This window comes from Paraburkholderia sp. 31.1, assembly GCF_014397645.1.
Lineage (GTDB): Bacteria > Pseudomonadota > Gammaproteobacteria > Burkholderiales > Burkholderiaceae > Paraburkholderia > Paraburkholderia tuberum.
The window spans coordinates 39,171-51,944 of sequence record NZ_VZQN01000015.1; the positions used below are offsets into that span (position 1 = coordinate 39,171).

A 12,774-nucleotide genomic window follows, 5' to 3' on the forward strand; every position below is an offset into this window, starting at 1 on the left:
GAACAAAGCCCGCCAGGTTACGCGCGTCACGCGCATTTCTCTGGCACCCATACTTCCTATCTAGGCTACAGGCGCGCGATGAAACCGTATGTCAATCGCATTACTGAATTACTCGGCATTCAATATCCCATCATTCAAGGCGGCATGCGCTGGGTGGCGCGGGCCGAACTGGCGGCGGCCGTGGCCAATGCGGGCGGTCTAGGCTTCATCTCCGCGCACACCCATGCAAGCGCCGATGCACTCGGGCGCGAAATCGACAGGGTGCGTTCGCTCACCGACAAGCCCTTTGGAGTCAACCTGACCGTTCTCGGCGCCAATGTCGGTCTCGACTATGACGCGTATGTGCGCACGATCGTGTCTCAAGGCGTCCAGGTCGTCGAGACAGCAGGCAGCAATCCGGCGAAATACATCGCCGAGTTCAAGGCGCAGGGCGTCAAGGTCGTGCACAAGTGTGTGACGGTTCGCCACGCAGTGAAGGCCGAATCGCTCGGCGCGGACGCCGTCAGCATCGACGGGTTCGAATGCGCGGGGCACCCTGGCGAAGACGACATCCCTGGACTGATCCTGATTCCCGCTGCCGCCGACAAGCTGAAGGTGCCGATTCTCGCGTCCGGCGGCTTTGCCGATGGGCGCGGGCTGATGGCGGCTCTCGCACTCGGCGCGGACGGCATCAACATGGGAACCCGATTCATGCTCACGCAGGAGTCCCCCGTCCACCCTGCGATCAAGCAACGGCTACTGGAAGCGAGCGAGCGCGATACGGTGCTGGTTGGCCGCTCGATCGGCGATTCAAGCCGGGTGGTCAGGAACAGCGTGAGTCTCGCCGCGCTCGAACTCGAGCGCGCCGGCAACGTGACGCGCTCGGACCTCTACGCGCTGACCGGAGCACAGCGCTGGATGGACGCATTCGTGACAGGAGAAGTGGAAGGCGGCGCCTTCCCCGCCGGTATCGTGACCGGTCTCATTCACGACTTGCCGACCTGTGCGGAATTGATCGGTCGCATCGTGAAGGAAGCCGCCGCGATTGCGCAACGCCAGCTCGGCTTCAGCGCTGCTCTGGCATGAAACTGACCGGCCTTCGCGTCGTGGATCTGTCGCAATTCATGCCGGGTCCGTTCCTCGCCGCCAACCTCGCCGATCACGGCGCGCACGTCGTCAAGATCGAACCGGTCACCGGCGACCCCACCCGCGGCGCACCCTGCACCGACGGCGCGTTCTTCGCCGCGATCAACCGCGGCAAGCGCAGCATCGCGCTCGATCTGAAACATCCGGACGCACGCGAGGTCGCGCTCAAGCTGATGAACGAGGCCGACGTCGTGATCGAATCGTCGAGGCCGGGCGTGGCCGCTCGGCTCGGCATCGACTACGACACGATCAGCCGGACGAACCCGGGAGTCGTTTATTGTGCGATTACCGCATTCGGCCAAACCGGCCCGCTCTCTCAATTGCCCGCACACGATCCGGTAGTTCAATCGCTTGCAGGCACGCTGCCGCGCGATGGCCGGGGAATCCCAATTGCCACGGGGCCGTCGCTCGCCGCGCTCGCCGGTTCATTGACGGCGTTGTCCGCCGTGTTGATGGCGCTGCTGCGCGCGCGGGAAACGGGGCGCGGCGACTACATCGACATGGCGCTTTTCGATGCGGCGCTCACCTCGCAGCCGTATCTGAGCGGCCGCTTGCTCAACGCGCCGGACAGCCAATTGCGAGGGCCGACTGAAGGCGACAGCGGGCTCGCGTTGCTCGACACCTATGAGACCGCCGATTCGAAGTGGCTCTGCCTTGGCGGCCGGGAACACAGCTTTGCAACCAACCTGCTGACACCACTCGGCCGTCCGGACCTCGTCGCCGACGCGATCGGCCCAGCCGGTGAAGGCCAGATACGCGTCCGGGCGTGCCTGACGCAAATCTTCCTGACTCGCACACTCGATGAATGGCTCTGCTGGTTCGAAGGCCGAAACATCAGTGCGGCGCCGGTGCTCTCGCTCGCCGAAGCGCTCGACCATCCGCATGCGCACGAGCGCGGGATGGTCCAGACGGATCCGTCCGGACGCAACCACGTTGCAAGCCCGATTCGCTTCCGTTTGGAGCCTGGGTCGCCACCGCTCGCCGTTCCACGCCTTGGCGAGCACACAGAACTCGTGCTGCGGAGCATCGGCTACAGCGACGAACGGATTGCGGAACTCGTCGCGACAGGCGCAGTACGTGGGCAGCACGACGAAGCCCAGGCCCTTGCGCAACCCGCCACCTGACGCAAACAACACCATGCCCTTACAGCTAAAGGCGGACGCCGTCGATTTCGCGTCCATCATCCGCCCCGGCGATACCGTCGCATGGGGCCAATCGAACGCAGAGCCCCTTGCGCTCACGCGCACTCTACTTCAGCAGCGGCACAGCATCGGCGCGTTCCGGGTCTTTCTCGGCGCCGGCAACTACGACACGTGCCGGCCTGAGCACGCGGACTGCATCGATTTCGTTTCGTACTGCGGGAGCGGCTCCAACCGCGCACTGGCCAAGGCTGGCGCGCTTGATATCCTGCCCTGCCATTATTCGCAGTTGCCAGAGATGATGGAGTCGGGTCAGCTATCGATCGACGTCCTGCTGCTGCAGTTGGCGCCACCCGATGCGCACGACCGCTACAGCTTGTCCGTCGCGCATGAGTATCTGATCCCGGCGCTCGAGCGCGCGCGCGTCATCATTGCGGAAGTCAACGAACACGCACCCTGGACTTACGGCGAGCGATATCTTCGCGACGACGACATCGACTTCATTGTCCCGACGTCGCGCGCTTTGCCCGAGAGTTCGCCCAGCGCCGTCGGCCCGACGGAGCTGGCGATTGCACGGCACACGGCCGCTTTGATCGAAGACGGCGCCACCATTCAACTCGGCCTCGGCGCGATTCCAGAAGCGATCCTCGCCTGCCTCGGCGATCGGCGAGACCTTGGGATCCATTCCGGCACGATCGGGGACAAAGTCGCCGATCTGATGGAAAGCGGCGTGATCAACAATGCGCGCAAGACCATCGACACGGGCAAGACCATTGCTGGCGTGATGATGGGGGGTCGCCGCATACACGAGTTCGCGCATCGAAACGACGCCGTGCAGTTTCGTTCGACCCGCTACACGCACGATCCGAACGTGCTCGCAAGCATCGACCGCTTCGTCGCCATCAACTCGGCGGTCGAGGTCGATCTGAGTGGCCAGATCAACGCCGAAATTGCCGGTGGCGTGTATGTGGGCGCGGTGGGCGGCGCACTGGATTTCCTGCGCGGCGCGCGGCGCTCGCGTGGCGGCGTTCCTGTCATCGCATTGCCTTCCACAGCGGGCAAGGGCGCGACCCGCATCGTCGCGTCGTTGAACGGACCGGTCAGCACGCCGCGCAGCGACGCCGCCATCGTGGTGACCGAATACGGCGTGGCCGATCTGCGCGGCCTGACGCTGCGCCAAAGGCGCGAACGCATGCTGGCAATCGCCCATCCGGACCATCGCAGCGCTCTCGATCAGATGGCGGGCGTCCCGCCTTCCAATCGCTTAAGAAGCGCGACGCTCGTCGGCTGATTGCAACCGCACCCGAATCAGAACTTCAAACCTTGCGAGGAAACGTCCGATGAAACGCGCGGCAATTGTCTCCCCTGTACGAACGCCCGTCGGCACCTTTGGCGGTAGCCTGCGCGGCGTTTGCGTCGAAGATCTCGGCGCGCTCGTCGCGAATGAAACGATCCGGCGCGCAGGACTCGAACCCGCTCGCATTGACGACGTCGTCTTCGCGCAAGCGTACGCGAACAGCGAAACACCTTGCGTGGGCCGCTGGATTGCGCTGCAGGCGGGCCTGCCCGTGGAGGTGCCGGGCATGCAGCTTGATCGACGTTGCGGCGGCGGCCTGCAGGCGCTCGTCACCGCCGCGATGATGGTGCAGACCGGCGCCGCCGACGTGGTGTTGGCCGGCGGCGTGGAAAGCATGAGCAATATCGAGTACTACAGCACGGACATGCGCTGGGGCGCACGGTCGGGCTCCGTCCAGTTTCACGACCGGCTCGCGCGGGGCCGCGAGCGCTCACAGCCGGAATCGCGCTTCGGCTTTATCTCCGGCATGATCGAGACCGCGGAAAATCTGGCCACCGACTATGGCATCAGCCGCGAGGCCGCCGACGAGTTCGCGCTGCGCAGCCATCAGCGCGCGGCCGCCGCATGGGAGTCCGGCCATATGGCCGAAGAGGTCGTGGCGGTCAGCGTTCCTCAGAAAAAAGGCCAGCCGCTTCTGTTTTCCAAAGATGAAGGATTCCGCGCCGACGCCAGCATGGAAAGCCTCGGCAAGCTTCGCGCGTTGATGCCGGGCGGCACAGTCACCGCAGGCAACTCCAGCCAGCAAAACGATGCCGCTGCCGCTTGCCTCGTCGTCGCGGAAGACCGCCTCGAAGCGCTCGGACTCGAACCCATGGCCTGGCTGACCGGCTGGGCCGCAGCCGGATGCGAGCCATCACGCATGGGCATTGGGCCCGTGCCCTCAGTGCAGAAGCTGATGACGCGCATCGGGCTTACGCTCGAGCAGATGGATCTTGTCGAAGTAAACGAAGCATTCGCGTGTCAGGTGCTGGCAGTCCTCAAAGGCTGGAATTGGCACGATACCGACCGGCTCAACGTGAACGGCTCTGGCATATCGCTGGGCCATCCGATTGGCGCAACGGGCGTGCGCATCATGACAACGCTGTTGCACGAGTTGACGCGCCGGAAAGGACGTTATGCACTCGAGACCATGTGCATCGGCGGTGGCCAGGGTATTGCCGCCGTGTTCGAGCGCGCCTGATCCTGAGCGATGAAGCGCACGGCCTTGCGCCGTGCGCGCGCCCGCGCTCAGGCCTCCACTTCGAACATCACGAAGTCGGCCTTGGTCGCACCGCACTCGGGGCATGCCCAGTCATCCGGGATGTCTTCCCAGCGAGTGCCAGGCGCGATGCCCTCCGCGGGAAGTCCCGCTGCTTCGTCGTAGTAAAAACCGCAAAAAATGCATTGCCACTTTTTCATGATCGTCGATGAGTCGTTGAGGGTGGGGATACTTCAGGGCGCTACGTCCCAGACGAGCGGCAGATAGAGCATGCCGTTGACGGAGCCCGAGCCGCATCGGGGCTTGTCGCCCTCGCGAATGCGAAAATCGGGAATGCGTTTGAGCCACTCCTGGAGGAAAACCTTGATCTCCGTACGCGCAAGGAACGACCCCGGGCAGCGATGCGGGCCGTTGCCGAACGCGGCGTGCAGCACCGGCTTGCGCGTCAGATCGACGGCGAGCGGATCGCTGAACTTGCGCTCGTCGAGGCCAAACAGGGAGTTCGGCAATTGAATCTGGTCACCCTTCCTGAACTGGATGCCCTTGTATTCCATGTCCTGCGTGATGAGCCGCGCGGTGTTCGCCACGCCAAAGCGCCGGATCAGTTCGTCGACCGACGACACCATCAGATCGGGATTCTCGATCAGTTGCCTCCGGTGCGCCGGATTCTCCGCCAGAAAGCGCGCGATGAAACCCATCATCGACGCGACGGTATCGAGGCCGCCAAACAGCACGACGATAAACATCCCGAACATCCGCTCGGGGCTGATCGGCTTGCCGTCGATCTGCGCGTTGACGATGAGGCTGACGAGATCGCCGCCCGCCTCTGCCTTGCGCTTCTCCACCCAGGTGGAGATATAGCCAATCAGCCGGTGCTGGGATTCGTTGCGCTGCTCGACGTTGCCGCGCACGGCCCATTCCGCCCATTCGAGCAATTGTCCTCGATCGCTCAACGGAAGATCGGCAAGACGCAGGAAAATCACGATCGGCAGGATCTTCGCGAACTCCGAGACGAACTCGCATTCGCCGCGTGGAGCGATTTCTTCCATCAGCTCGATTGCGAGGCTGCGCACGTCGCTTTCCAGCGAGGAGATAGCTTGCGGCAGGAAAGCGGGCGTGATCAGGTTGCGGTACGCGGTATGTTCGGGCGGGTCAAGCTCGAGCGGCACGAGCTGCGTCTCGTTGAGCGGCGGGATGTTGACACTGCGATGCGAAAAACGGGTGTGGTCCTTCTGCATCGACTCGATGTCTTCGCCGCGCGTGGCGATCCAGTGGCCGCCATGATACGGGGACCAGACGATATCGGGCCCGGTGTGCAGCGTCTTCCACGCCATATGAACATCGTCTTGCACGCCTGGCGGATTCATATAGTCGAAATCGACCACGAGTTCTCGCGGAACATGGTCCGGCACGGTCCAGTCTTTCGTAGGGTTCATCTCGCGTCTCCTATCATTTGGTCGTCTTCGAATGGATGAGTCGTCACACTTTGCATCAACGTGCTAGCGTTCATATTATGCAACGCCGTTCAGTTTTGATATTATACCGAAGCGAGCTTTTTTACATCAACGCCTATCGAACGGAGACAAGAGTGAGCGATTTCGTCAAGGACAAGGTGGTAGTGGTAACGGGTGCGGGTGCCGGCATCGGGCGCGATTTTGCGTTGCAATTCGCGGCGAACGGCGCAAAGGTCATCGTCAACGACCTGGGTCGCAACGCCGAATCCGGCCAGTTCGCCGCAGAGCGCGTCGTCGAAGAAATCAAGGAGGCCGGCGGGCAAGCGCTTGCCTCGACGGATAGCGTCGCCGAATGGGATTGCGCGCAGAAGATCGTGCAGGCCGCGCTGGACACGTTCGGCCGCGTCGACTGTGTGGTCAACAACGCCGGCATCGTGCGTGACCGCATGTTCTTCAACATGAGCCTCGACGAGTGGAAGGCCGTAGTCGACGTGCATCTGAACGGGTCGTTTTTCGTGGCACGCGCGGCGGCTCCGCATTTCAAGGCACAAAACGGCGGCAGCTTCGTTCACATGACCTCCACCTCGGGTCTGATCGGCAACATCGGACAGGCCAACTACTCCGCCGCCAAAATGGGGGTCGTCGGTCTGTCGAAGTCGATTGCCCTCGACATGGCGAAATTCAACGTGCGCTCGAACTGCATCGCACCATGGGCATGGACCGCGATGACGGCCTCGATCCCCTCGGAGACGCCTGAGCAAAAAGCACGCGTCGAAATTCTCAAGCGCATGGAATCGCGCAAGATCGCGCCGCTCGCGGTCTACCTTGCGTCCGACCAAGCCGCAAAGGTTTCGGGTCAGATCTTCGGCGTGCGCGCCAACGAGATCTACTTCTTCAACCAGATCCGCATGATCCGCTCGCTGCATCGCGACGGCGGCTGGACGCCCGAAGCGATTGCCGAGCAGGTCATGCCGGCGTTCGAATCGAGCTTCTTCCCGAACGTGCCGTCCATGGCGCTCACGCCCTGGGATCCGGTGTAAGCGATACCGTGTCACGCCTGCGCCACATGATGCGGTGGTTGCGCGGGCGGTGCGGCGCTCACCCGCCACACCACTCACCCTTCCTCTGAACCTCGCACGCTTTCAGACAAGCCAACGATGCGTCTCGCCTTGAGCAATACCGGCAAGTCCACCATCCGTCCATCTACGGACACCGCCCCGCCTTCTGCCCGCTCATACGCGTCGACGATTCGCCGCGCCTTGGCAATTTCATTCGCACTCGGGCTGAACGCCGCATTGACCGCTGCAACCTGGCGCGGATGAATACATAGCTTCCCGCCAAAGCCCAGCGATCGCGCCTTCGACGAGTCGTGCGCGAGCAGTCGTTCGTCATCGATTGCCACGCTAACGCCATCTACGGGAGACTGAATGCCCGCTACGCGGGAGGCCAGCACAATTCGCGAACGCGCGAGCAGCAACGCGTCCCATGAACCGTCACAATCCAGATCGAGCTCGAAGTCAACCGAGCCGAATATGAGTCGCTCGACGCCGGGCGTGCGCGCCACGTCCAGTGCGTTCCAGACGCCCTCGGCAGATTCGATGATCGGCAATATGGGTTTCGCCGTTGCCGCCGCGACAGCGGTCAAAGCAGCCGGATTCTCTGCCTTTGGCAACACCACGCCATCGATACCATCGAACGCTGCGAGCGAAAGGTCCTGCTGGAACCACTGCGTACCCGCTCCATTGATGCGCAACAGTACGCGAACCGCCGATGCCGAAAATGTACGTACCGCGTCGGCAACATATGCACGCGCCGACGCTTTGTCCGCATCTGCAACAGCGTCCTCGAGGTCCACGATCACCGCATCGGCGCCTGCCGCGAGCGCCTTGGCGAATCGTTCAGGCTTGCTGCCCGGCACAAAAAGAAACGAACGCATAAGTCTCCCATTCAGCGTCAGGTCCGGCTATGGCGACCCCGCCAGCGGACCGGCTCGACGATCAGACCAGAATAGCCGTGGCTTCCATGCGCAACGATCCGTCGCTGCCGGCGATCCACAAGCGCACCTTGCTTTGGTCCGATTCGTGTTGCTTTCCGCAAACGTAGAAAGGCGAAGTGTCCACCACCGGTTTGATCGCGCGGAACGAAAACGCTCCGACGCGCGCGCGCGGCAGCTCCGATCCGAGCGAGTCCATCAGTAGCGTGGCGAGCAGCGGGCCATGCACGACGAGTCCCTCGTATCCCTCTGCGCCGATCGCGTAAGGCCGATCGTAGTGAATGCGATGACCGTTCAACGTAAGCGCTGAGTAGCGAAACAGCAGCACCGGATCGGGATTGACCTCGCGTGCCCATTGAGCGCCGATGGGCGCGGCCTGGAATGCTGCAGGCTTTTCGCTGGCGGCCGGATGATCGCGATACACGATATCCAGGCGTTCGACGATCGCAAGGCCAGCAGCGTCGCTGACCTCGTGCTTGACCTTCACGAACACGAGATCGCCGGTACGTCCATGCTTGTGCGTAACACTCTCGATGCATGAAAGACGCGTGATCGCACTCCCTGCTTTCAGCGGCCGTAGAAACTCGAGTTGACTGCCCGCCCACATGCGGCGAGGCAAATCGACCGGCGGCAGAAAGCCGCCGCGTTTCGGATGACCGTCCGCCCCCACCATCGACTGGCGATGAACCGGCAGAAAATAAAGCCAGTGCCACAACGGCGGCAAGTCATCGCCACGTGCTGAAAGCGCGTCATCGTGGTCAAGCATGGCGCTGAGAGCCGCCATCGGCGTGGAGGTGACCTGGTCCCGCACTTCCTCAGTGCGCCCAGTCCATTGCTGCAAATACTCGATATCCATGCGCATCGTGCCAATCACTTCAGATCCAGTGCGTCGCGAATCGCCGCAGCGATCGGAAGCAGCGGATCTTCTTCCGGCGTGGCCGGGTTGAACAGCTTGTTATGACAGATCGCGACGGCGAGCCCGGTATCCGGGTCCGCCCAGCCGATCGAATTGCCCTGCCCCGGATGGCACAAAGCGCGCGGCGAGCGTGCCGCCGTCACCGGCGGATGGTTGCCGCCGAACCAGAAGCCACCGATCGTGATTGGAATCGGAAAGCCGAACATCACCGGGTCGGGCTCCTCGCTATTGGCGCGTGGAGTGTTCAGCGTGGCGACGAGCTCCTTGGAGAGTATCCTCACGCCGTCCAACTCGCCGCCGCATGCCAGCATTGCCCAGAAGCGCGCCTCGCTGCGCGCGTTGAAGATCCCGCCAACGCCCGCCACTTCCGCGCGCCGCACGTCCGGACGCTCGAACACTTGCGGCGCCAATGCGACCTGTTGCGGCATCGAGCGCAGGAACAGCGGCGGCAGGTATTCCGCGGAAACCGGCACCATTGCATCGGTGAGACGTGCGATGCGCGGTTCGACTTCGTCGGGAATGCCGATCCATAGATCGTCGATGCCGAGTGGCATTGCAATCTCCTCCCGGACAAAACGGCCCAGCGAGCGCTTCTTCTGATCGGCGCGTCGCACCAGTTCGCCAACGATCCAGCCGAACGTCATCGAGAGGTACAGCGTCTTCGTCCCCGGCTCCGCAAGCGGCTCAAGGTTGGCGATGGCGCTGGTCATCCACTGCCAGTCACACATCAGTTCCGGCGTGACGCCTTCGGGCATTTGCGGCACACACGCGCGATGAGTCAGCACATCGCGCACCGTCGTTTTCTGCTTGCCGTGGGCACCGTACTCCGGCCAGTAGCGTGTCACCGGCGCGTCGTATTCGATGAGCCCGCGGTCGGCCAGGATATGCAACGCAGTTGCTGCAACGGCCTTCGTCACCGAATACACATTGAACAGCGTTTCGCCGTCGACCAGACGGCCGGTGGACGGATCGGCCACGCCGCTCCATGCGTCGATCATCAGCTTGCCGTTCAGATAGGCCGCCACCTGCACGCCGACCTCACCGCCTTCCCGCGTGGCGCGGTCGAGCGCCTGCTGAACGATCGCGTTGCGCTCCGTTGATGCTTGCACTACCAAGGTCATATCGTGTCTCCCATTCGTGAACATTCGCGTTGACGGGCTACCTCTTGCCGGACTGCGCGGCAATGCCGGCCAGTCCTTCGAGCGCGAGCCCGTAGCCCAGTTCGTCGACCATGCGGCGCTTGAACGGCTGCGTGAAGACCGCGCGCGTGTATCGCAGCGTTTCGATCGGCTTCGCCGCGAGTTCGTGCGCCATTTGCCACGCACGTTCGAGCAAGGTGTCGTGCGCGACGACTTCGCCGACGACGCCAAGCTCCCACGCGCGTTGCGCCGTGATGCGCTCGCCGCTGAGAAGAAAATAGCGGGCGCGGTTGTGGCCAATCAGCATCGGCCAGACGATCTGCACACCGTCCGCCGGCACGACGCCGCGAACGAAGTGCGCCTGGTCCGAGATTTCGGCGCGACTGGAGGCCGGCACGATATCGGACAGCACGAGCAACTCGGCATGAATGAGTGCCGGCCCGTTGATCGCGCCGATAACCGGAACCGGAATGTCCAGCAGTTGCATCAGCAGGTCCTGCCCCTCGCGCTGCAGGCGCGGCCAGCCTTGCGCAAGCGGCTCCGCCGGCAACTCGGCGTCATTCATCGCGTCGCAGAACGAATCGCCGGTGCCGGTCAGGATGACTACGCGATTATCGAGGTCGCGTGCGATCTGGTAGAACGCCTCGCCTAGCTGGCTGTGAATGCTGCGATCGAGCGCGCCCCACTTGAGCGGGCCGCCATCGGTATGCAGGCGCACTTGCAAAACACCGTCGCGTCGCTCGAAGTCGATGTTCGTAAAGCGCCCACTGTAGTCTTCAAGGCGGCTCATCGCGCGTCCTCCAGGATCAGGCCGGCGGCGCGCCATGCCATCGCCATCATGGGGCCATTCGTGTTGCCGGAGATCATCGTGGGTGTTACGGAGAGATCCATCACGCGCAGGCGTTCGACACCGCGCACGCGCAGCCGCGAATCGAGCACGGCAAGCGTGTCCGATCCCATCTTGCAGGTACCGCAAGCGTGATAGCCGGATTGGCCTTCACGCCGGTAGAGGTCGAGAATCTCGTCATCGGTCTGGACGGCGGGGCCTGGGCGCGTCTCCCCTGCCAGCAGGCTGGCAAGCGGCTCGGCGGCCAGCACGCTGCGCATGAACCGGAATGCGTTGACAGCCATCTGCCGGTCGTACGGATCGGCAAGGTAGTTCGCGACGACTTCGGGCGGCACGCGGGGGTCCGCGGACTGGATCCTGACGTGCCCTTCGCTGCGCGGGCGCAGCGGGTAGCTGAAGAGCTGTATGCCTGGGAACGACTCGAACGCGTAACCGGCCGCGCCGAAATCCATCGAGTACGGCGCCATCATCAGTTGAACATCGGGACGCATCGCATCTGCCGCGGTCTTGACGAAGCCGCCCACCTGGTACGAGCCGAGCGACATCACGCCACGGCGGAACAGCAGATATTGCATCGCGTTGCGCCATAAGCGCATGCCGCTGAACTGCCGGTTCTGCGAATCGCGCCAGTGCCGCAGGCGGGCCTGCAGCATATATAGATAGTGCTCGCGCAGGTTCCGTCCGACCCCCGGACTCGCCGCCACGACAGGAATGCCAAGCGACCGCAGATGGCCGGGATCGCCAACGCCCGACAACTGCAAAAGCCGCGGCGACCCGATCGCGCCCGCCGAGAGCACCACCTCGCGACGCGCACGGTAAGCGATCTGCTGCCCCGCGCTTTCACACTGCACGCCGACGGCGCGCGTGCCGTCAAACACGATTCGCGCGGCTTGCGTGCCGGTAGCGACTGTGAGGTTCTTGCGCGCCCTCGCAGGCTTCAGAAAGGCTTCGGCCGAGCTTTGCCGACGACCGTTGCGTATCGTATAGATCAGATAGGCCACGCCCTCATGATCGAGCCTGTTGATATCTTCCACGCGCCGCACGCCGAGCGACCGGCACGCTTCGAGTACGGCATCGCCGATTCGATTGCGCTGCGCGTACGGTGACACTTTCAGCGGGCCGCCCTCTCCACGCAGCTCATCGGCGCCGAGCGCGTGATCTTCGATGCGCCGGAAGCAGGGCGCCAGGTTCTGCCAGCTCCAGCCCTCGACACCCAGTTCGGCCCATCCGTCGTAGTCCTCGGGATGACCTCGCATATACACCATGCCGTTGATGCTGCTGGAACCGCCGAGCATCTTGCCGCGAAGCCAGATTTCGTTGCGATGCCCATTGCCGTGATCGGGCTGCACCGGAATGAACCAGGCATGAGCTGGGTCGCCCAGCAGCTTGCCAAAGCCTTTTGGCATCCGGATCAACGGATTGCGATCTTCCGGTCCTGCCTCGATGAGTAGCACGGTATGGTGCCCGCTCTCCGAAAGACGATTGGCTAGCACGCAACCCGCCGCACCCGCGCCAATCACGATAAAGTCAAACTCGGTCATCTATGCGTTCTCCACCGTCCGTGCCTTGTCGGCCAGCCCCATAGCACGCGAGGCCGGCGTTGTTC

General features: G+C 63.3%; 12 protein-coding genes. 5 read left to right on the forward strand and 7 right to left on the reverse strand.

Annotated features, from left to right (window positions below; all coding sequences use genetic code 11):
• Positions 1–78: 78 nt before the first annotated feature.
• From F6X37_RS13660 to F6X37_RS13675, 4 genes are read left to right on the forward strand one after another with little or no spacing between them, the layout of a single operon-like run.
• Complete coding sequence (locus F6X37_RS13660) at positions 79–1,065, forward strand: NAD(P)H-dependent flavin oxidoreductase (RefSeq protein WP_187611672.1); 987 nt, start codon at positions 79–81, stop codon at positions 1,063–1,065.
• Entirely contained in the window at positions 1,062–2,249 is a 1,188-nt protein-coding gene (locus F6X37_RS13665) for a CaiB/BaiF CoA transferase family protein (protein ID WP_187611673.1), read from the forward strand. The genes F6X37_RS13660 and F6X37_RS13665 overlap by 4 nt, the downstream gene beginning before the upstream one ends.
• A gap of 13 nt (positions 2,250–2,262) precedes the next feature.
• Complete coding sequence (locus tag F6X37_RS13670) at positions 2,263–3,555, forward strand: acetyl-CoA hydrolase/transferase family protein (protein ID WP_187611763.1); 1,293 nt, start codon at positions 2,263–2,265, stop codon at positions 3,553–3,555.
• Between the two features lie 49 nt (positions 3,556–3,604).
• A complete protein-coding gene (locus tag F6X37_RS13675) occupies positions 3,605–4,801 on the forward strand; it encodes an acetyl-CoA C-acetyltransferase (RefSeq protein WP_187611674.1) in 1,197 nt (398 codons plus the stop codon).
• 47 nt (positions 4,802–4,848) lie between these two features.
• Here F6X37_RS13675 and F6X37_RS13680 read toward each other — a convergent pair whose 3' ends face one another.
• Positions 4,849–5,019 carry a rubredoxin gene (locus tag F6X37_RS13680; RefSeq protein WP_090808851.1) on the reverse strand — a complete coding sequence of 57 codons (171 nt, stop codon included), beginning with the start codon at positions 5,017–5,019 and terminating at the stop codon, positions 4,849–4,851.
• Positions 5,020–5,052: 33 nt separating this feature from the next.
• Positions 5,053–6,255: a cytochrome P450 gene (locus tag F6X37_RS13685; protein WP_187611675.1), complete on the reverse strand. Its 1,203-nt coding sequence runs from the start codon at positions 6,253–6,255 to the stop codon at positions 5,053–5,055.
• Between the two features lie 152 nt (positions 6,256–6,407).
• On the opposite strand from F6X37_RS13685, the gene F6X37_RS13690 reads away from it, so the two are divergent.
• Positions 6,408–7,313, forward strand: coding sequence for an SDR family NAD(P)-dependent oxidoreductase (locus F6X37_RS13690; protein WP_187611676.1), 906 nt, complete (start codon positions 6,408–6,410; stop codon positions 7,311–7,313).
• 74 nt (positions 7,314–7,387) lie between these two features.
• Here the strand turns inward: F6X37_RS13690 and F6X37_RS13695 are convergent, their stop codons facing one another.
• The 5 genes from F6X37_RS13695 to F6X37_RS13715 form a co-directional block, all read right to left on the reverse strand.
• Positions 7,388–8,209: an HpcH/HpaI aldolase/citrate lyase family protein gene (locus tag F6X37_RS13695; RefSeq protein ID WP_187611677.1), complete on the reverse strand. Its 822-nt coding sequence runs from the start codon at positions 8,207–8,209 to the stop codon at positions 7,388–7,390.
• 61 nt (positions 8,210–8,270) lie between these two features.
• Positions 8,271–9,128: a MaoC family dehydratase N-terminal domain-containing protein gene (locus F6X37_RS13700; protein ID WP_187611764.1), complete on the reverse strand. Its 858-nt coding sequence runs from the start codon at positions 9,126–9,128 to the stop codon at positions 8,271–8,273.
• An 8-nt stretch (positions 9,129–9,136) separates the two neighbouring features.
• Positions 9,137–10,291, reverse strand: a complete 1,155-nt coding sequence (locus F6X37_RS13705; RefSeq protein ID WP_316251961.1) for a serine hydrolase domain-containing protein — start codon at positions 10,289–10,291, stop codon at positions 9,137–9,139.
• 49 nt (positions 10,292–10,340) lie between these two features.
• A complete protein-coding gene (locus tag F6X37_RS13710) occupies positions 10,341–11,111 on the reverse strand; it encodes an enoyl-CoA hydratase/isomerase family protein (RefSeq protein ID WP_187611679.1) in 771 nt (256 codons plus the stop codon).
• Complete coding sequence (locus F6X37_RS13715; protein ID WP_187611680.1) at positions 11,108–12,709, reverse strand: GMC family oxidoreductase; 1,602 nt, start codon at positions 12,707–12,709, stop codon at positions 11,108–11,110. Before F6X37_RS13715 ends, F6X37_RS13710 begins: the two co-directional genes overlap by 4 nt.
• Between the last annotated feature and the right edge of the window lie 65 nt (positions 12,710–12,774).